Annotated in this window: 21 protein-coding genes, 1 tRNA gene and 1 rRNA gene; 16 read left to right on the forward strand and 7 right to left on the reverse strand. The window is 40.1% G+C overall.

The genetic code is table 11. The annotated features are described in order from the left end of the window. Positions 1-2 precede the first annotated feature (2 nt). Positions 3-1,226: an MFS transporter gene (locus H8B21_RS06230; RefSeq protein ID WP_223814861.1), complete on the reverse strand. Its 1,224-nt coding sequence runs from the start codon at positions 1,224-1,226 to the stop codon at positions 3-5. Positions 1,227-1,336: 110 nt separating this feature from the next. Here H8B21_RS06230 and H8B21_RS06235 point away from each other — a divergent pair. From H8B21_RS06235 to H8B21_RS06300, 14 genes are all read left to right on the forward strand, one after another. Continuing rightward, positions 1,337-1,409: transfer RNA gene (locus tag H8B21_RS06235), tRNA-Lys, on the forward strand. Between the two features lie 145 nt (positions 1,410-1,554). After that, positions 1,555-2,157: a TetR/AcrR family transcriptional regulator gene (locus H8B21_RS06240; protein ID WP_190312876.1), complete on the forward strand. Its 603-nt coding sequence runs from the start codon at positions 1,555-1,557 to the stop codon at positions 2,155-2,157. Positions 2,158-2,212: 55 nt separating this feature from the next. Further along, positions 2,213-3,508, forward strand: a complete 1,296-nt coding sequence (locus H8B21_RS06245; protein WP_190312877.1) for a TolC family protein — start codon at positions 2,213-2,215, stop codon at positions 3,506-3,508. Between the two features lie 52 nt (positions 3,509-3,560). Further along, positions 3,561-4,433: an HlyD family secretion protein gene (locus tag H8B21_RS06250; protein ID WP_223814862.1), complete on the forward strand. Its 873-nt coding sequence runs from the start codon at positions 3,561-3,563 to the stop codon at positions 4,431-4,433. A 36-nt stretch (positions 4,434-4,469) separates the two neighbouring features. Next, positions 4,470-5,387, forward strand: a complete 918-nt coding sequence (locus H8B21_RS06255) for an ABC transporter ATP-binding protein (protein ID WP_190312879.1) — start codon at positions 4,470-4,472, stop codon at positions 5,385-5,387. Positions 5,388-5,389: 2 nt separating this feature from the next. Further along, a complete protein-coding gene (locus H8B21_RS06260; RefSeq protein WP_190312880.1) occupies positions 5,390-6,127 on the forward strand; it encodes an ABC transporter ATP-binding protein in 738 nt (245 codons plus the stop codon). Beyond that, entirely contained in the window at positions 6,127-7,233 is a 1,107-nt protein-coding gene (locus H8B21_RS06265; protein WP_190312881.1) for an ABC transporter permease, read from the forward strand. Before H8B21_RS06260 ends, H8B21_RS06265 begins: the two co-directional genes overlap by 1 nt. Further along, on the forward strand, positions 7,230-8,351 hold the full coding sequence (locus H8B21_RS06270) for an ABC transporter permease (RefSeq protein WP_190312882.1): 1,122 nt from the start codon (positions 7,230-7,232) through the stop codon (positions 8,349-8,351). Before H8B21_RS06265 ends, H8B21_RS06270 begins: the two co-directional genes overlap by 4 nt. 74 nt (positions 8,352-8,425) lie before the next feature. After that, on the forward strand, positions 8,426-9,292 hold the full coding sequence (locus H8B21_RS06275) for a bifunctional helix-turn-helix domain-containing protein/methylated-DNA--[protein]-cysteine S-methyltransferase (RefSeq protein WP_190312883.1): 867 nt from the start codon (positions 8,426-8,428) through the stop codon (positions 9,290-9,292). Further along, entirely contained in the window at positions 9,279-9,899 is a 621-nt protein-coding gene (locus H8B21_RS06280) for an alpha-ketoglutarate-dependent dioxygenase AlkB family protein (protein ID WP_190312884.1), read from the forward strand. The genes H8B21_RS06275 and H8B21_RS06280 overlap by 14 nt, the downstream gene beginning before the upstream one ends. A gap of 93 nt (positions 9,900-9,992) precedes the next feature. Further along, positions 9,993-10,451: a hypothetical protein gene (locus tag H8B21_RS06285; protein WP_223814863.1), complete on the forward strand. Its 459-nt coding sequence runs from the start codon at positions 9,993-9,995 to the stop codon at positions 10,449-10,451. A 267-nt stretch (positions 10,452-10,718) separates the two neighbouring features. Continuing rightward, positions 10,719-11,003: an HU family DNA-binding protein gene (locus tag H8B21_RS06290; RefSeq protein WP_093364748.1), complete on the forward strand. Its 285-nt coding sequence runs from the start codon at positions 10,719-10,721 to the stop codon at positions 11,001-11,003. Between the two features lie 12 nt (positions 11,004-11,015). Beyond that, positions 11,016-11,849: a tetratricopeptide repeat protein gene (locus tag H8B21_RS06295; RefSeq protein WP_190312885.1), complete on the forward strand. Its 834-nt coding sequence runs from the start codon at positions 11,016-11,018 to the stop codon at positions 11,847-11,849. A 278-nt stretch (positions 11,850-12,127) separates the two neighbouring features. Continuing rightward, positions 12,128-13,681, forward strand: coding sequence for an Rne/Rng family ribonuclease (locus tag H8B21_RS06300; RefSeq protein WP_190312886.1), 1,554 nt, complete (start codon positions 12,128-12,130; stop codon positions 13,679-13,681). Positions 13,682-13,727: 46 nt separating this feature from the next. On the opposite strand, the gene miaA is transcribed toward H8B21_RS06300, so the two are convergent. From miaA to H8B21_RS06315, 3 genes are all read right to left on the reverse strand, one after another. Further along, entirely contained in the window at positions 13,728-14,633 is a 906-nt protein-coding gene (gene miaA, locus H8B21_RS06305; protein WP_317170375.1) for a tRNA (adenosine(37)-N6)-dimethylallyltransferase MiaA, read from the reverse strand. Continuing rightward, a complete protein-coding gene (locus H8B21_RS06310; protein WP_190312887.1) occupies positions 14,630-15,802 on the reverse strand; it encodes a Gfo/Idh/MocA family protein in 1,173 nt (390 codons plus the stop codon). Before H8B21_RS06310 ends, miaA begins: the two co-directional genes overlap by 4 nt. Positions 15,803-15,866: 64 nt before the next feature. Further along, the gene (locus tag H8B21_RS06315; protein ID WP_190312888.1) at positions 15,867-16,640 is read right to left on the reverse strand and encodes a hypothetical protein; all 774 of its coding nucleotides are present in this window, start codon (positions 16,638-16,640) and stop codon (positions 15,867-15,869) included. An 89-nt stretch (positions 16,641-16,729) separates the two neighbouring features. Between H8B21_RS06315 and def the strand changes: the two genes are divergently transcribed. Continuing rightward, positions 16,730-17,317 (forward strand): peptide deformylase, encoded by a 588-nt coding sequence (gene def, locus H8B21_RS06320; RefSeq protein ID WP_190312889.1) that lies wholly within the window; start codon positions 16,730-16,732, stop codon positions 17,315-17,317. A 21-nt stretch (positions 17,318-17,338) separates the two neighbouring features. Here the strand turns inward: def and H8B21_RS06325 are convergent, their stop codons facing one another. Genes H8B21_RS06325 through H8B21_RS06335 form a run of 3 tightly spaced genes read right to left on the reverse strand, consistent with a single transcriptional unit; the run spans position 17,339 to position 19,971 of the window. Beyond that, on the reverse strand, positions 17,339-17,941 hold the full coding sequence (locus tag H8B21_RS06325) for a trimeric intracellular cation channel family protein (protein ID WP_190312890.1): 603 nt from the start codon (positions 17,939-17,941) through the stop codon (positions 17,339-17,341). A gap of 39 nt (positions 17,942-17,980) precedes the next feature. After that, positions 17,981-19,606 carry a M56 family metallopeptidase gene (locus H8B21_RS06330; protein WP_190312891.1) on the reverse strand — a complete coding sequence of 542 codons (1,626 nt, stop codon included), beginning with the start codon at positions 19,604-19,606 and terminating at the stop codon, positions 17,981-17,983. Positions 19,607-19,617: 11 nt separating this feature from the next. After that, on the reverse strand, positions 19,618-19,971 hold the full coding sequence (locus H8B21_RS06335) for a BlaI/MecI/CopY family transcriptional regulator (protein ID WP_190312892.1): 354 nt from the start codon (positions 19,969-19,971) through the stop codon (positions 19,618-19,620). A 625-nt stretch (positions 19,972-20,596) separates the two neighbouring features. On the opposite strand from H8B21_RS06335, the gene H8B21_RS06340 reads away from it, so the two are divergent. After that, positions 20,597-20,690 (forward strand): 16S ribosomal RNA (locus tag H8B21_RS06340); the annotation flags it as partial.

Raw genomic sequence — 20,690 nt, forward strand, 5'->3', positions numbered from 1 at the left:
CTTCACTTTTCATTAAACACGGTCAACCGACTGGTTAACCCAAACATCAATAAGCCAAAACAGGCGAATACGCCAAAAGAGTACCGTAAACTAAATACCTCGGCTATATATCCAATAAGCGGGGGACCCATCAAAAAACCTAGATAGCTTACGCTGGATACCATCGCTAATGCCACTCCGGAAGAGATGGTTTTGTGTGTTCCTGCAACTGAATACACAGATGGGATGTTACATGCAACACCTAATCCTACAAGCATAAAAGCGAGCGTACATAGAATAAGTTGTGGAAAAATAACCGCACCCATCATGCCAGCAAACATGAGGACTCCGCTAATCTGTAGTGTTCGTTTACGGCCGATTCGGCTGATAACAGCATCACCAACAAACCGGCCTAGCGCCATCATAATCATGAATGAGGCATATCCGAGAGTAGTCCATTTTTCTGGAGCGTGGACAATATCATGAAAATATACGCCACTCCAGTCAAACATCGCGCCTTCCGTTGCCATGCTACAAAAACCGATGACACCCAAGGATATTAACAAACGATCGGGTTTAAATGAGAAGGATTTTTTTTCGGTTGTACTGGCAATGTCCTGTACGAGATAAGCTTTATTCAAAAAAATATTAATAAGCATCAATCCCATAACAATATAGAAATGCGTTTGTGTGGATAAGTCTACATTAAGGGAAATCAAACCAATTATTGCGCCGGTAAAACCGGCAATGCTCCATGACCCATGAAAGGACGACATGATTGATTTCTTATAGAGGCGCTCCGCTAATACGCCTTGTGTGTTGACAGAGATATTACAGATATTACCCACGATGCCGAAAAGCAAGAGCGTGCCCCCAAGTTGCCAAGCGTCTGATGCAAAAGGGATGCTACATAAAACCATTAGATAGACTACGGCCGCAATAGGCATAATGCGGTGGCTTCCGTATTTACTAACAAGCTTTCCAGAAACGGGCATCGTCAACAATTGGCCGATAGGCAATGCCAGCAAAACCGTACCTAATTGTGCTTCCGTAAGTTGTAATTGTGACTTTATAACGGGAATACGACTTGCCCAGCTGGCGAAGGCTAATCCTTGTCCGAAATAGAATAGCGAAACCGCTAAACGTATCCGTTGTTTATTCCCATACACTCCGGTTTTTTGTGTGTTTGTTGACGAGTCCATGGCGACATCCTGATTTTGAGGCAAAAGTACGATAATTTTACGCATTAAATAAGCGAAAATAGTTAGATCGGAAGACGACAAATCTTAAAAAAATGAGCTGAAAAATTAAGAAATGGTTGTTATTTTATAGGAGAGCCCTTACATTTGTGTCAACAGACTCCGTAGCTCAGTTGGTAGAGCAACTGACTCTTAATCAGTGGGTCGAGAGTTCGAGCCTCTCCGGGGTCACCTATAAAAGTCATTTTCCTGCATGGGGAGGTGGCTTTTGTTTTAAACACACGTTACCATTACATTTTTTAATCATCTGATTAAAATGTTTGGTTAATTGAAAAATTAGTCTTTATATTTGTGGTTGTAAAGGACGTTTGGTTACATGGCGAAAAATAAAGAAGTAAAAAATTTAGATACATCTACAGAAGAGAAAATCATACAGGCAGCGAGTAAGGTATTTACACAAAAGGGCTATGTAGCGACACGTACGCGTGATATTGCCGAAGAAGCTGGAATCAATTTGGCTTTGCTTAACTACTATTTCCGTAGTAAAGAAAAATTGTTCCAGTTGATTATGGCGGAGAAGCTGCAGTTGTTATTTAGCGTAATATTACCCATAATCAATAATGATGATCTAACATTGGAAGAAAAGGTAGAAACCTTGGTGGAAAACTATATCAATTTGCTGGTTGATAACCCCGATTTGCCCCTATTTGTTTTAGGCGAGATTAAGGCCAATCCGGAAGGCTTTAAAGACAGGTTACAGATTAGGAAGCTATTGCAAAATTCTTCTTTTATCCGTCAGCTGCGAGAAAGAAGACCGAATATCGAGCCCGTACAGTTTATCACCTCACTTCTTGGGATGACGGTTTTCCCTTTCATAGCCAAGCAAATTCTATTTGCAGATGATAAAAGCTTTAAAATATTAATGGAAGAAAGAAAAGTATTGATTGCTAAATGGGCGAAAATGATATTGGAAACATAAAATATTTTTTTTATATAGATGTTAATCAAATGATTAAAACGAATTAATTAAAATCATGATTAGAATAATAAAGAACATAGTTTTTAGGCAGTCGGTTGTCGTCATAAGTTGCTGGCTCATAACTACCAACAATATTTATGGGCAGTCATCCCAATCACTAAACTTAGATGTTTGCTATCAACTTGCAGAAAACAATTATCCTTTGGTAAAACAATATGCACTGTTAGACAAGACCCGGGAATATTCATTGACCAACGCTTCAAAAGGTTATCTACCACAAATAAATGTAGGAGGACAAGCGAGTTATCAATCTGACGTAACACAAATACCTATATCCCTTCCGAACATCGATATTCCTTCTATAAGCAAAGATCAGTATAAACTATATGGAGAAGTGTCGCAGCCGCTCACGGATTTGTTTACGGTAAAACACCAAAAGGAACTTATTCACGCTAATTCGGCTGTGGAAGAACAAAAAGTAGAAGTGGAATTGTACAAACTGAAAGAACGTATAAACCAATTCTACTTTGGTATCCTATTGATTGATGCGCAGTTAACTCAGGCTGAGACCTTAAAAAAAGACATCCGTTCTGGGATGAACAAAAACGATGTTGCCATAGCCAACGGGATCGCTTTAAAAAGCAGCAGCGATATACTGCGAGCAGAGTTATTGAAAGCAGATCAGCGTACAATCGAGCTGAAAGCCATGCGGAAAGGATATGCCGATATGCTTTCCCTATTTATCAATCGTCCCGTTAAAGAAAACACGATATTGGAAAAGCCATATCGGGCAGCTTCGTTGATGACGAAGATCAACCGTCCAGAACTAAAATTGTTTGAAACACAGAAGAGCACCTTTGATGTGCAGAGCAAACTGATAGATACTAAGGCTTTACCCCGTTTCAGTCTTTTCTTCCAAGGAGGATATGGCAGACCAGGGCTAAATATGTTGAACAACAATTTTGATTTGTATTATATCGGTGGTGCCCGTCTGACATGGAACATCTCCAGTTTCTATACACAAAAACAGGAAAAACAACTGCTCAATCTAAGTCAGAACGCGCTGGAAGTACAAAAAGAAACGTTCGTTTTCAATACCAACCTTACATTAAAACAACAGGATAGTGAAATAGCAAAACTGGAAGAACTGATACAAACGGATCAGGATATTGTTCGCTTGAGGGAAAGCGTAAAGCTATCTGCGCAAAACCAGTTGGCGTACGGCACAACGACCACAAACGATTATCTCACGTATATCAACGCAGAAGACCAAGCAAAGCAAAATCTGATTATCCACGAGATACAGCTTTTGATGGCACAGTATAATTTTAAAACAACATCAGGAAATTAAACCGACAACAATGAATACAGCTCCAGAAAATCGTTACGTTTTATTTAAAATAATGGTAATAATTATTTTATCCGCGTGCAACACCAATCGACATTCTTTCGATGCATCAGGTTCGTTTGAAGCCGAAGAAACGATTGTATCAGCTGAGGCGCAAGGGATGCTGAAAGCTTTTGATATCCAGGAAGGGCAATCCCTACAAGCCGGGGAACGAATTGGTTATGTTGACAGTGTGCAATTGCATTTAAAGAAAAAGCAATTGGAGGCACAGATACGTGCATTGACCGGAAAGAAACCGAACATTCCGGTTCAGTTATCTGCCCTGCAGGAACAATTACGAACGGCCGAAAAAGAGAAAGTTAGAATAACCAATCTGGTAAAAGGTGATGCAGCGACACCCAAGCAGTTAGACGATATGAACGCACAGATTGAAGTACTGAAAAAGCAAATTGAAGCACAGCAATCATCGCTAAATATTTCTAGTGAAGGTATCAGCAAAGATGCTATCCCGTTGCAGATACAGATTGAACAATTGGAAGACCAACTGAGTAAATGTCATATTGTAAATCCTATAGCGGGAACCGTGTTAACCAAATATGCCGAAGCTAATGAGATGGCCACAGTGGGAAAGCCGCTGTACAAAATTGCAGATTTATCCAATATCATCCTGCGGGCTTATATTACGGGAGATCAATTGTCCCAAATCAAGCTCAACCAAAAGGTAAGCGTAAATACGGATGATGGAAATGGAGGGTACAAGAAAACAGAAGGAATAATAACCTGGATAAGCGACAAAGCAGAGTTTACACCAAAAACCATTCAAACGAAAGATGAACGGGCAAATATGGTCTATGCGATAAAAGTGAAGGTTAAGAATGATGGTGTGTACAAAATAGGCATGTATGGTGAAATTTTATTTGATGAGTAGGGGAAATCAGAAAGTGGAAAATAAGGGTCAATTATAATGAAAGACGTTGTTTTAAATAATATCTCTAAGACCTACCATAAAGGAATGGTGCAGGCGGTAAATGATGTAACATTTCACGTAAGCAAAGGCGAACTGTTCGGGTTGATTGGACCCGATGGTGCCGGTAAAACCAGCATTTTTCGTATCCTCACTACCTTACTTTTACCGGATGGAGGAACAGCTTCCGTAAATGGATTTGATGTGGTAAAAGATTATAAGGCCATTCGTAAAAATGTAGGCTATATGCCCGGTAAGTTCTCTTTGTATCAGGACCTCTCCGTACAGGAGAACCTGAACTTTTTCGCGGCTATATTCCATACCAGTATAGAGGAAAACTACGATCTTATCAAGGATATATACATACAGTTAGAGCCGTTCAGGGATCGGAGGGCAGGAAAGCTTTCGGGGGGTATGAAACAGAAATTGGCACTATGTTGTGCGCTAATACATCGTCCAACGGTACTCTTTCTCGATGAACCAACGACGGGTGTGGACGTTGTTTCCAGAAAAGAATTCTGGGATATGCTGAAACGTCTGAAACAGCAAGGAATTACCATCCTGGTTTCCACTCCTTATATGGATGAAGCCATGCTTTGCGAACGGATCGCCCTGATACAGAATGGCCAGATCATGTCTATCGATACACCTGAAAATATCATAAAACAATTCCCCGAAAACCTTTTTGCTGTGAAATCTGATACTATGGGAAACCTATTGCATGATTTAAAAAATATTGAAATAATAAAAAGCTGTAATGCGTTTGGTGCATATCACCATGTGACATTCAATCATGATGATCCAGAGATGAAAGAAAAACTCATCCGTATTTTGGAAGAAAAAAAGCATATGAATATAGAGCTAAAACCGATTACGCCAACCATCGAGGATTGCTTTATCAAATTAATGGAGAATTAGGTATGGACACTGTAATACATACTGATAAGCTTACCAAACGATTTGGCGATTTTATTGCCGCCAATGAAATCACCTTTGAGGTATATCAGGGCGAAATCTTTGGTTTTCTAGGGGCAAATGGTGCAGGAAAAACAACAGCTATGCGTATGTTATGCGGCTTATCCACACCTTCATCGGGAACGGCTACAATTGCTGGATTCGATATCTATAAAGAAACCGAAAAAATCAAAAAAAACATTGGTTATATGAGCCAGAAATTCTCGCTGTATGAAGATTTAACCGTCTTGGAAAATATCCGTTTTTTCGGCGGTATCTATGGTTTGTCGGATAAGCAGATAAAAGAAAAGAGCGGCCAGCTCATAGAATCATTAGGTATGAAAGGCGAAGCCAAAAAGATGGTAGGTTCATTGCCATTGGGCTGGAAGCAAAAGTTATCATTTTCGGTAGCCATTCTCCATGAGCCCAAAATTGTTTTTCTCGATGAACCAACAGGAGGTGTTGACCCGGTAACCAGACGTCAGTTCTGGGATTTGATATACGAAGCGGCGGGCAATGGTATCACGGTTTTCGTGACCACACATTATATGGATGAAGCTGAATATTGCAACCGCATCTCGATGATGGTGGATGGGGAAATAAAAGCACTCGATACGCCGGCAAAATTGAAACAACGGTATTCCGCCATATCGATGGACGAGGTTTTTTATGAATTGGCTAGAGGAGCAAAAAGAAGCGAATAATGAATAACATTTCCATTTTTATAAAAAAGGAGTTTCTGCATGTTTTTCGCGACCGGAAAACCTTGTTGATGCTGTTTGGTTTGCCCATAGTACAGATTATTCTATTTGGTTTTGCGCTGACCAATGAAATCAAAAATGCAAAAATCGTGGTCTGCGATTATGCAAAAGATGCCGCTTCAAAGCAAATTATCGGAAAGCTGCAAGCAAGCCAACAATTTGAAATACAAAATGCGTTGTTAAGCCATAATCAGATAGAAGCAGCTTTTAAAAATGGGAAAATAAAAATGGCGATTATTTTTCCTGCCAATTTCAATAACGACTTATTGCATCAGAATAAGGCGCAAGTGCAGTTGATTACCGATGCATCCGATCCCAATACAGCAACGACAATCAGTGGATACGCCAGCCAAATTCTCATGGATTATCAGAACGAACTGATGCAATTACAAAACCTACCCTATCAAATCCATACAGAGATGAGAATGATTTATAATCCCGAACTGAAGGCCGCTGTAAATTTTGTCCCGGGAGTGATGTCGTTGATTTTATTACTCGTCTGCGTACTGATGACTTCCGTTGCCATCGTGAAAGAAAAGGAAATCGGCACAATGGAGATATTGCTGGTCTCACCTTTTAACCCTTTTTTGGTTATCGTATCTAAAGCGGTTCCCTATCTTGCCTTATCCTTGATTAACTTAACGGTCATTTTATTGCTGAGTGTATTTGTGTTGGGAATGCCGATTAACGGTAGTGTTTTGTTGCTATATGCGGTGAGTACATTGTTCATCATTACAGCCCTTTCCTTAGGTTTGCTAATTTCGAATAGCACGGCTTCGCAGCAGGCGGCTATGTTGATTTCCCTGATGGGGATGTTAGTGCCGTCCATTCTATTTACAGGCTTTATGTTTCCGTTGGAGAATATGCCCTATCCCTTACAGCTCGTGTCCCATATCATTCCAGCCAAATGGTATTACATTATCGTTAAATCTATTATGGTAAAAGGGTTAGGTTTCTCGGCAATATGGAAAGAAACATTGATTTTATTGGGAATGACGCTCGTGCTATTGGTCGTTAATATCAAAAAATTTAAAATACGTTTGACATGAGAACGCTGAAATTTTTATTGCATAAAGAATTTAAGCAGATATTCCGCAATAAAGCCTTATTGCCGATGCTGTTTGTCGTGCCTATCATGCAATTGCTTATTCTTCCTTTGGCTGCAGATTATGAAATAAAGAATATTAACATAACGGTTGTTGATTACGATCATTCAACCTATTCACAAAAATTGATTTCGAAAATAATCGCCTCTGGATATTTCAAGTTGGCAAATTATGCAAAGGGGTTTAATGGAGCGTTTGATGATATTGAAAACGACCGAGCCGACTTGATATTGGAGATACCACAAGGTTTTGAACGCAACCTTATTCGTGAAGATGAGCAACAACTATATATAGCCGTCAATGCCATTAACGGTGTAAAAGCCAGTCTTGGAGGCACATATTTAAATCGCATCATCGCCGATTATAATGCAGACGTTCGTGTAGAATGGGTACAGATGCCGAGATTCCACCTCTTTCCAACTATTGAAACAGTCTCGGCCAATTGGTTTAATCCTACGATGAATTATCGTTTTTATATGGTTCCTGGTATTCTCGCGTTGTTGGTGACCATGATTGGCGCTTATATGTGTGCGCTTAATATCGTTAAGGAAAAAGAAGTCGGTACGATCGAACAAATCAACGTTACACCAATCAAAAAATATCAGTTTATTTTAGGAAAACTTATACCATTCTGGCTTATTGGCGTCGTGGTATTCAGTATAGGGCTATTTGGTATTGGATGGCTCGTCTATGGCATCGTCCCTATAGGGAGTCTATTCTTATTATACGCATACCTTTCGGTATATTTGATTGCGGTATTAGGTTTGGGGCTGTTGATTTCCACATATGCGGAAACCCAACAACAGGCAATGTCGATAGCTTTTTTCTTTATGATGATTTTTATCTTGATGAGCGGCTTGTTTACGCCTATTGATAGCATGCCCAAATGGGCTTATGTAATGACGCAGTTCAGCCCTATAACCTATTTTATAGAGGTCATGCGGATGATTGTGTTGAAAGGAAGTGAATTTTCGGATGTAAAAATTCATTTTTTAATCATGATAGGTTTTGCGGTATTCCTTAATGGATGGGCGATCTATAACTATAAAAAGACCAGCTAACAGTATATCGCATATTTCGGATTTTACTGTTGCAAAAGATTGTGGAGATTTGTAAAATAAGAGATAAGAAGAAGATGGAAACACAGGCAACCATGAATTATAATCGTATAGCAAAGGCCATTGATTATATTAAGATACATTTTAAGAAACAGCCCAATCTAGATGATGTCGCGGAAAAGATAAATTTAAGTCCGGCGCATTTTCAGCGTATGTTTACCGAATGGGCAGGAACAAGCCCTAAAAGATTTTTGCAGTACATCTCTATAGAACATGCTAAGAAGATGTTAAAAGAGGAACAAGCAACCTTGTTTGAAACTACTTTTGAAACAGGACTTTCTAGTACGAGCCGTCTCCATGATCTGTTTGTAAACATCGAAGGGATGACACCGGCAGAATATAAAAATGGAGGTAAAAACCTGTACATCAACTACAGTTTCGCCGAAAGCCCCTTTGGAGCACTGATTACTGCTGCAACGGCGAAGGGTGTTTGTTATATGGCTTTTGAGGACGACGAAGAAAAAGCTTTGAGTAACCTAAAAGCAAAATTCCCAAATGCCACATTCCAAAGAAAATTAGATTTATTGCAACAAAATGCTCTATTTATTTTTCAAAATGATTGGAGCAAGTTAAGCGAGATTAAATTACACTTGAAGGGCACTGATTTTCAATTGAAAGTGTGGGAAAGCCTATTAAAAATTCCGATGGGTAAATTGTCGACTTATGGTTATATTGCCGAGCAAGTAGGCAGTCCTAAAGCTTCCCGTGCCGTTGGAACGGCTATAGGGAGTAATCCCGTTGCATTTCTTATCCCTTGTCATCGTGTCATCCAATCATCAGGCGTTTTTGGTGGATATATGTGGGGGGCAACGAGAAAAACGGCCATTATTGGCTGGGAAAGAGCGAAAACCTACAAAGAAAACGCGCAGCATGGACTTGTTTAGCCAAATCCCGGATACGCATAGAAATTGGCTTCCCTACGATGGTACAGTCCATTATTATGGTAAATTGATGTCCAAAGAACAAGCGGATTTTTACCTAAACAAATTATTGGAAACCATTAATTGGAGAAATGACGAAGCTGTTATTTTTGGAAGGAAAATAATTACAAAAAGAAAAGTAGCGTGGTATGGCGAAAGACCTTATGCATACACGTATTCCAACACAACAAAATATGCTTTGCCTTGGACAAAGGAATTGTTGGAGTTAAAGATATTAATAGAAAAGGAAACAGGCGAAACGTTTAACTCTTGTCTGCTCAACCTGTACCACAGCGGGGACGAGGGAATGGCATGGCATAGCGATGGAGAACGTGATTTAAAAAGAGACGGAGCAATCGGATCAATGAGTTTTGGAGCAGAAAGGAAATTTGCGTTTAAGCACAAGCAAACCAAAGAAAAAATAGAGCTTTTTTTAGCACATGGAAGCTTGTTGGTCATGAAAGACATTACACAAACTCACTGGCTACATAGATTGCCGCCCAGCAAAAAGATAACAACGCCAAGGGTAAACTTGACCTTTAGGACGATAGAAAACCAAGCGAAAGATTAAAGCAATGCGAAAAATGAGGCAATAATACGTGAAGATTACATTCCGATTCCTAATATACCAAAATTTAGGCTAAATTTAACCGGAGAAAGTTATATGAAGAAATTAGGAATTTGGTTGATCATTTGTTGTTGTTCTATAGGAAGCATGCAAGCACAGAACCCACAAAAATTAGGTTGGATATGGGGGCCATCTGTGGGATGGCAATACCAAAGTGGAAATTTTCTGAAAGCATCAGGCTGGGGATTGTTCGCGCCGAACGATCACCAATACATAAAGATGAATGTCGGAGCAAACTTTACTTGGATGCAAGACAAGACCACTGTTATCCCCGAGCTGGGTTTTACCTATTATCTAAGCAATAGTTTAGTGTTTCCATTTGTTCAGGCAGAGGTTACACCGTATACATTGACGCCTAAAGTTGGAATGAGTATTCTTTCCGTTTTAGACTTAGGGGTGGGCTATGGCTTTGAAATGAACACAAAAAAAGACTTTAAACCACTGAAAGGATGGACGGGGTCGGTCACGTTGAACATTCCATTGAATTTCTATTAAAATATTGAAAATCTGCATAAACTATCATAAACATAAAGAATATGAACAGAGCGAAACGAACTTTTGAACACCGCCGGAAACCAATAAATAATCCACGTTTTCTCTCTAAAGTATATAAATAGTTGATACAGAAAAGTTTTTGAATAGACGAAGTTTAGTAAAAAAACAAAATAAATTTTTAAACATCATAAAAAAAAGATACTTTTGCATCCCCAAACGGCTGTTGCGTTAAGGGTTGAGAAATAAATAATTACAGTAAAAACAGATATGACTAAAGCAGAAATTATTGCGGAGATCTCTAATAAAACAGGTTTAGAGAAAGTAGATGTTCAAGAGACAGTAGAAGCATTTTTTAAGGTGGTGAAAAATGCTATGATTAGCGGAGAGAATGTGTACGTTAGAGGTTTCGGAAGCTTCGTTGTAAAGAAAAGAGCCGAGAAAACAGCTCGTAATATTTCAAAAAACACAGCGATCATTATTCCGGCGCACTATGTGCCAAGCTTTAAGCCGGCAAAAGTTTTTGTGGAAAAAGTTAAACAAGGGAACAAGTAAAACTTAACCAAGATGAATACCAAGCAAATAATAGTGATTGTCATTGTAGTCGCCTTAATGGGTGGACTTCTTGCGCGACCTATTAAAGGTTTGGTAGACGAAAACAAAGGAGCTAATGATTCCGCAACTGCAGCGTCTTCGTCAGCTTTCACGTTCCAAAGTGTATCTGAAATAACCAAACAGTCCATAAACGCTAGTATAGCGCAGGAAATTACAGATTTGGAAGGAAAAGTCGCAGAGGCCAGTGGAGAGGAAAAACTCGCTTTGTTGGAACAATTAGTACAAAAATGGGATGATGTTGCTAAGTTTGCTCCTCAAGGATTTATCTATGAGGAAATGGCAGAAACTTCACCTAAATTTGAGTATTGGTTGAAAGCAGGCGATGCTTATCGGGCGGCATATACGAACCTGCAAGATACAGCGATGTCAGCGGAGCTGAACAGACTGGCGATTCGGTCGTATGAAAAAGCAACAGAACTGGACGAAAACAATTTGGACGCAAAAACAGGTCTAGGTGCAGCTATGGTTACAGGAGGTGGTAACCCAATGGCAGGGATCGCTTTATTGCAGGAAGTTGTTGCGAAAGAGCCGAAAAACATTAATGCAAACAAAACATTGGGATTGTTTTCTTTACAATCTCGACAATTCGACAAAGCTATTGAGCGATTCAAAACGGTCGTCGAATTGAGCCCCGATGCAGAATCGTACTTTTATTTAGCAACGGGCTACGAAAATATTGGATTGAAAAACGAAGCCATAGCAGCTTTTCAAAAGAGTAAAGAGCTGGCTGCGGATCCAACCCTATCTCAGTTCATCGACAGACGTGTGGAAGAACTCAGCAAGTAATTAACATATTAATTTAATCATTAAAAAACATTAAAGCTATGCCAAGCGGAAAAAAGAGAAAAAGACACAAAATGGCTACGCACAAGCGTAAAAAACGTTTAAGAAAAAATAGACACAAGAAAAAATAAGCTTGTTGGTCTTCTAGGTTAACACCTGTAAGACGTCATACAATCTATGGTTTTCCATTTGAAAAACGATAGATTGTATTTTTTCATTAACGAGTTTTTATGTTTCATCAGGCTATATACAACTCGTATAAAGCCGTAAATGAGTAGCTGTTGGTAAAGGAATTAATTATTGATTCAACTCCTGACAAGGGAGTGACTATTGCTTTACTACAGGACAAACAGCTTGTTGAGCTGAACAAGGAACAGGCCGATAATAATTTCGCCGTGGGCGATATTTATCTAGGGCGGATCAAAAAGATTATGCCTGGCCTTAATGCCGCTTTCGTAGATGTAGGCTACGAAAAAGATGCGTTCTTACATTATTTGGATTTAGGACCTCAGGTTCAGTCTTTGCTCAAGCTAACAAGGATAGTAAAGAACGGCAGCTATCAAGAGAAGCTGCTCAATAGTTTGAAGCTTGAAAAGGACATTGATAAAGCAGGAAAGATTTCGGATATACTAAGCCGAAACGTGCTTTTACCAGTACAGATCGCTAAAGAACCTATCTCGACGAAAGGCCCCCGATTAAGTTCGGACCTATCCATTGCAGGTAGATTCGTTGTATTGGTTCCATTTTCAAGCACAGTTTCCATATCCAAGAGAATTAAAGGAAGTGCTGAACGGAATAGGCTGAAGAAAATAGTGGAAAGTATTAAACCACCAAACTTCGGCGTTATCATACGAACAGTTTCGGAAGGAAAAGGTGTTGATGAGTTAGAGAAAGACCTTTTAGATTTAATCTCGAAATGGGAACTTTTTACCAAACGCCTTAAAAGTGTTGAACCCGCCCAAAAAGTATTGGGAGAAATGGATAGAGCTTCTACCATTTTACGCGATATATTAACGGACGAATTCGCACATATCCATGTCAATGACTATGCATTATATGAAGAAGTAAAATCGTATGTGCAGGAAATTTCGCCCGACTTGGAAAAAATAGTGAAACTTTATAAACATAAAGAACCTATTTTTGACCACTTCGGTATCGAAAAACAGATTAAGGCGTCTTTCGGCAAAACGGTAAACCTGCATGGTGGTGCTTATCTTGTAATTGAGCACACCGAAGCCCTCCACGTAGTGGATGTTAATAGTGGTAACCGAATTGCTAGTAAAGAAAATCAAGAAGAAAATGCGCTGCTTGTAAATAAGGAAGCAGCAAAGGAAATCGCAAGGCAATTGCGATTACGTGATATGGGTGGCATCGTCGTTATCGATTTTATCGATATGCATAAACCAGCCAATCGAAAAGAGTTGTACGGGTTTTTGAAAGAATGCATGGCAAATGATCGCGCCAAGCACACCATTCTTCCACCAAGTAAATTTGGATTGGTGCAAATAACCCGGCAACGAGTCAGACCCGAAATGAGTGTTGTGACAAATGAAAAATGTCCGGCGTGCGGGGGAACTGGCGAAATTCGTTCAAGCATAGTATTGCTAGACGATATTGAAAGCAATTTGAGTTATATCTTACAAGAACAAAATGAAAAGGGAATTACATTATATGTACACCCCTATATAGGCGCCTACATCAAGTCTGGTTTGTTCTCCATAAGACTCAAATGGTTTCTTAAATACGGTAAATGGATAAAGATAAAAACAGTATCATCGTATTATTTGACACAGTTTAGATTCTTCAACTCCAAAGACGAAGAAATTAAATTGTAGATATGGAAGAGATTAAGAAAGGAGGTAATTGACCTCCTTTCTCTTTTTATAACCAATGTATTTTAATACCGTCTCTTTCCATTTTACGAAAGTATGTCATTTGCCGTTTCGCATATCGATGTATTTCAGTATTCAATTTCTCTGCCATTTGGTCGTAAGTTAGCGAGCCTCGGAGGTATAACGCAACGTATTTATACTCTAAACCGTAGTATATCAAATCGTCGTAATTTAAGTCCATCGCAATTAAGCGCTCGACCTCTTCAACAAGTCCTTTTTGCAGGCGCTCTTCGAGTCTACGCGTAATAGCGGATCGCCGCTCTTCTAAAGGAGGGTTAATCCCGAAAACAATATAATCAGGGATTACACGCTGAGGCTGCAAAGTTTCGGAGTGATGTTTTAGATATAGCAGGATCTCCAGGGCCCGCACCAGTCGCTTGTGACTGTTAAAATCTATCTTGAGGTCTTTCGGAATACCGATCTCGTGTATTTGTGCAAGGAGCTCTTCTTTGCTTAAAAAGCGTAGCTGATGCTGGATATACTCGTTTTTAGGAATTTGTGTATACGGCCTTTCTTGTAGAACAGTTTGTATGTAAGACCCTGAGCCACCACAGAGAATGGGAGATTTTTTTCGGCTGATAATATAGTCATAAGTTTGAAAGAAATCTACACGGAAGAGGTCGACATTATATTTATCACCTGGATTTTTGATATTGATAAGATGGTATGGCACATCCCGATACTCTTCCAGATCTTTTCCTGTCCCAATATCCATATCTCTGTATACCTGACGAGAATCTGCAGATATAATTTCACCGTCAATTTGTCTGGCCAGTTCTACAGCTAATTTGGTTTTGCCCGAAGCTGTAGGCCCAAGTATGACGATTAAAAAATCAGGCGAAAGTTTTTCTTTCGCCTGATGAATGAGTTCTTTTATTTTTGCAATGTGGTTCACACGTCAAATTTAGTCCACTTTTCATTGCTGGCATTGCTAGTAACAACATTTTGGACAAATGCCATACCTCTTACCCCGTCGTCTACCGAGGGGAAATCTAATTCCTCAGGAGATGGTGTTCTACCTTCACGTTTAGCACTCGTAGTAGCAGCAAAATTTCGATAGATGTTTGCGAATGCTTCTAGCAAACCTTCCGGATGTCCGGCTGGTATGCGCGTGTTGTGTGTCGCAAATGAGCTTAGTGTGTAAGGAGCAGTGTAAGCATTGCCTGTGCGGTAAAGTTGACGAGGCTGATCCAGCATTTTAATTATGAGGTTGTTTGGATCTTCGTTTGCCCATTCTACCCCCCCTTTTTCGCCGTAGATACGGATCCTTACCGCATTTTCTTCTCCAGCGGAAATTTGCGAAGCCATCAAAACTCCCTTGGCACCGTTGTCAAAACGTAATAATACAGACCCGTCGTCATCGAGTAGACGACCCTCTACCAAAGTACTTAGATCTGCACAAAGCTCTGTTATTTTTAATCCGGAAACATATTCAGCTAAATGGGCAGCATGCGTTCCGATATCACCCATTACGAGAGATAAACCTGATTTTTTCGGATCCGCCCGCCACGCAGCACCGGCATTTCCCTCGCGTTCGGATAAACGGCTTAACCAACCCTGTGGATATTCTACCACGATTTTCCGGATTTTTCCAAAATGGCCATCTTTCACCATAGCTTTCGCTTGCTTCACCATAGGGTAGCCCGAATAAGTGTGTGTGAGGCAAAGTGTTCTCCCGGTTTTTTCTACAATAGCCTTGAGTTCTTTCGCTTCGTCCAATGTGACTGTCATAGGCTTTTCAACGACTACGTCGAAGCCATTTTCCAAAGCCAACTTTGCCGGGCCAAAATGTAGGAAATTGGGCGTTACGATAGTGAGGAAGTCCATGCGTTCACCTTCAGGCAATTGCGCTTCCTTTGCTATCATCTCTTCATAATTCGCATACAGGCGATCTGGTGCAACAAAAAGTTCTTCAGCAGATTGGCGCGAAATTTCAGGGTCAATACTGAAAGCACCACAAACTAACTCTATTTTTCCATCCATAAAGGCGGCGATTCGGTGTACCGCTCCAATAAAAGCGTCTTTACCACCACCAACCATGCCCATACGTAGTTTACGTTTCATATATAAATAATTTGTTTTAGTTTAAAATTTTATCACGCTAAATATACATAACCGAAACTAGTTTTCATAGCTTCAACACCAATTTTGTGCTCCCATTGTTATGTGAAAGGTATCCGTTGGCGTAGGTCTGTTGGAGTTTCGAGAGCTGCTCCATATTCTCGATATGATAACGTTCCTTACAGACGATCCAAAAGGATTGGGGAGATGTCGATCCCTGCTTTTGGAAGCCTAATGTGCGGAGATTGGAATCTTGCGACCAATCTCTGTCGACATAAGTCATAATATCATTCGGATGAAAATCTTCAATGAACGATTTTAGGAGTTTTGACATGCCACCGACTACACGATATCCCGCCTTGTGACAAAAACGTATGAGTTCGAAAGATCGGTAATTGGGTGTATGTTCCCGCATTTTTCTGCCACCGCTAAAAATGGCAACGGATACAAGCTCGCTTTCATGAAATAAGCCGTAGCGATATTTACCGGGAATGGCAACTTGAAGGTGGTTTTCTTCTAAAAATGCTAAGGCTACGCGTTTGTCTATACGGGCGACGACTGTTTGACGGGCATAAATTACCCTTCCTTTTCCCAAAAGAGAGTATAAGCGGGAGAGGATTTTGTGTGGATCTTTTAAAATTTGATCTTGATCAATATGAAAACTGCGAATATCTTTTACATCGATACGACCGGTATTTCCTGCGAGATAGATGACCAAAGCAAAATAGGGTGTTTCAGTATGTAAAACGACCGTTCCATTTAGGTATTGGCGAGAAAAAGAGGTGTCCAAACCCCTTTCTAATTCAAAAATAAAATTCTCTATTGCCAAGGATACATCCATAGATACAAAGTTAATACAATCTAAATGTGTATAAATTATTATTGGTAACTTTGCACAGAAATTGATAGGAATTAGAAAAAAGTTATTAGATGAAATTACCTATAGTCGCTTATGGCGATCCTATATTGAGAAAAAAAGCAGAGGAGATTGACGAAGACTACCCCAATTTGAAGCAATTAATAGACGATATGTTTGAGACAATGTACGCGGCTCGTGGAGTTGGGCTCGCTGCGCCACAGGTTGGATTGCCTATTCGTCTATTTGTAATCGATGCTTCTCCATTTGCGGAAGATGACGAAGATGATGAAGGAGACCCGACACTGAAGGATTTTAAGAAAGTACTGATTAATCCCATTATTGTAGAGGAAAAAGGAGAAAAATGGGGCTTTAGTGAAGGGTGTTTGAGTATTCCGGATATCAATGAGGAGGTTATGCGTCCTTCCCATGTCGTAATTAATTATCTGGATGAAGATTTTGAGGAACATGAAGTCGAGCTTTCTGGACTTGCAGCTCGTGTTGTCCAACACGAATACGATCATATCGAAGGCAAGCTTTTCATCGACAAACTCAGCCCGTTGAAGAAAGCAATGCTAAAGGGGAAATTAGACAATATTTCCAAAGGTGTGGTAGAAGTAGGCTACAAAATGAAATTCCCGAATGTAAAAAAGAAAAGGTAACTGGAAGTTACCTTTTCTTTTTTAACCACCTATTACGGGTAGGGATAATTCATATTTGACTGCTACAAGACGGATGGCGGAAACAGTTAAAGTGGAAACAAAAGCGTTGATCGCCGTATCAACACCCCACGAGCCTAGAATCATATACATGATTGCACCGAATAAACAAGCCGTAGCGTATATTTCTTTTCTGAAAATCAACGGTGTTTCATTCATTAAAGTATCACGGATTACTCCCCCCATAACCGCTGAGAATACCCCGAGAATAACAGCTGCGGTTTGCGAACTTTCGTAGGTAAGGGACTTCTGCACGCCGACGACACAAAAAAAGCCTATTCCCAGCGCGTCAAAGAAAGTTAACGTCCTTGCTAGACGATATAATTGTCTATTGGCAATGATAGAAATAATGACACCAATTAAAATAGCGACAAGATAGTTGCTGTCGTCCACCCATATCGGGCGTAGATTCAAAAACACGTCACGTAAAGACCCTCCTCCGATTGCTGTCACAAACCCGGTAAATGTCGCTCCAAAAATGTCTATTCCCGAGCGATTAGCGGCCATAGCCCCCGATATGGCAAAAACCATAGTGCCCAGAAGGTCGATACAATAAATGATGTTCATCCCTCAATAACGGTAATATTAAAGCACAAAGATAGTGCATTATAAATACTCCGCCATCTTTTTAGCATTTGCTTCGATATCGGCTATTTTTGCTTTCCATTCCGGTGAATTAAAATATTCCCCTGCTTTTCTGGCTTGCGCCTCTATATCGGCGATCTTGTTTTTCCACTCGGGGGAGTTGTAATAGGCTTCGATTTTGTTGGCGTTTTCTTCAATGTCAGCTAATTTCGCTTTCCATTCCGATGAATTGAAATATTCCTCTGTTTTTTTTGCGGCTTGTGTCTCTATGTCTGCGATCTTGTTTTTCCACTCAGGTGAATTGTAATAGGCTTCGATTTTGTTGGCGTTCGCTTCTATCTCGGCTATTTTTGCTTTCCATTCCGGCGAATTAAAATATTCTTCTGTTTTTTTCGCTTGTGACTCGATGTCTGCGATTTTATTTTTCCACTCGGGAGAATTATAGTAGGCCTCAATCTTTTTAGCTTGGACTTCTATATTTTTGATATTTGCACGTTCTGTTGGAATTTCTTCGGGTTTCAAAAGCGGCTTTATAGTATCCTGAGGAAAAGAAGGATAGTCTGGAGCGGCTGGCGGCGCAGGTATTTGATAAGTTACTGCAGGATTTTCAACAGCTGGTAACATGGTGATTTCTTCTGCAACAGTAATTTGTTTTTCTGTCGGGGAGATCCAAGCTATAGTAACTAATGCGAAGGAGCAAAGAACAACAGCTATAAGATGTTGTCGCGCATTGATATGTTTTTTTTCCATATTCGTGATTCTTTGTATACGATGTAATAAATGATGTTTTTTACCCACAGCTGCCATGGCGTGTATAGGAGCGGCTGTGTTTTTAAGGAGCTCAACAGACATTAATGCCTGGGCATAGGCAATGGACGATGGTGTCCACTTCATGACGATGTCATCACAGGCATGTTCCCGTTCGGTTTCTATATAGCGGGAAAGAAGCCAAACAAAAGGGTTGAAAAATAGTATTGTTTCCATGGCAACCTTGAATAGGTTAAATAGATAATCCCGTCTTTTAATATGTGCCAGTTCATGTATTACTATAGATTCTACTTGTTCTAATTCGAGATTATTGACAAATGCAACAGGAAATAGGATGATGGGCTTCAAATGTCCTATGACCATAGGTACCGATATTTTTTCCGATAGATGAAATTGTATATGTTGTTTGATTTGGAGCCTATAGCAAATATCTTGGAACGATTGGTTCCACCTAATGGGAATAGTTGACAGTCCGCGTGTTTTGAGGTAATGGAGTCTAGATAAACTACTGCTGAAAATAATGAATTGGAAAGAAAGTCCCAATACATATAAAGAACTCATCCATGGCAATAACGGATGTAATGCGTGGGAGAACGAAGAGGATGTTTCGGGGGATAAGGTCAATGGCGCGGCTGCGTAATTCATAAATGGGTCTTCCACTGTAGACCGTATATCCACATAGCGACCAAAAGTAATTACAAATGCAATAGAGAGAATAAATTGCCCCAATAAGGCAAGAGCGTATTTGTTTTTAGAAGTAAGTTTTGGAGATAGGAGGAAAATGAAACATAACGATCCATATATCAGCGCTCCCTGCCAAAGGGAGTGTGCCATGCTCCACCCTAACGCCTGCGTGATGTTTTGAAGTAGACCATTCATACCTTTTAATTTTAAAGATTATTTAAATATTTTTTGATTAACTCGATTTCTTCTTTACTTGTACGTTTGTTGCCGAGTGCCTGCATAACTAAACGAGCGGTAGAACCATTATATACAGTGTTGATTATCTTTTCTAAAAACGTATGTTGTGTTTGTTCTTTACTTAACGTCGCCTTATATAAATGAGTCTTTGCCGAAGTGTCACGCGAAACCATGCCTTTATCCAGCATAATTTGCATGAGCTTTAAGGTACTAGTATACCCCACGTCTTTTTTGTTCAGTTCTTCATGTACACTGCGCACGCTGCTCTCGCCTTTTTCCCAAAGGATTTGCAATATTTCCATTTCACTATCTGTCGGTTTCATTTTTTTTTCTACGAATGTTTTCGTAGTCAAATGTACGAAGTGTTTCGTATATTCCAAATAATAATTTTTTTTTAACATATCACAAAACATTAAAGGCTGCTAACGGTGATCTGTGGAATATTTGGCTGCAGTTTATCCCTATTGTATGGGGCTATGTGAGCTTCCTTGGAAAAACTATTGTTCAGTCTACCAGCGTTTTGATGGTCTGGGGCAGGAAAAAACGCCGGCGGGTCTTGGAGCGTACGGATAAAGTTCCTACCTTTGCACCACTCCGCGAGGGAGGTTGCGCCATACGGCGGGCAGGGATCTGCCGTCCGTGGGCAAAAGGGAGAGGAAAAAAATAATATTTTTGTTTTTTGGAAAAACTTTCCTACCTTTGCAGTCCCTTCGGAAACGGGGGCGAAACAAAAGAAGTACAGTCCGGCCACTTCGGTGGCAAGATGATAGGGCCGAAGCGCGAAGCGGAGGCGAGAGAAGTTCTTTAAAGAGATGATCATGTAGCGCAGCGGTACCCCTTAGGGGGGAAGCTGTAAAGAATTACAATTTTTCCGGTCCGGGCCGTACAGTACAATTATACTGACGATCCGGTCATAGAAGAAGATGACCGGGGTCATTTTTCATTTTTACAATGGAGAGTTTGATCCTGGCTCAGGATGAACGCTAGCGGCAGGCCTAATACATGCAAGTCGGACGGGATTCCGGTGTAGCTTGCTACGCCG

Origin of the sequence: Sphingobacterium chuzhouense, assembly GCF_014692525.1 — a bacterium.
Taxonomy (GTDB): Bacteria; Bacteroidota; Bacteroidia; order Sphingobacteriales; family Sphingobacteriaceae; genus Sphingobacterium; species Sphingobacterium chuzhouense.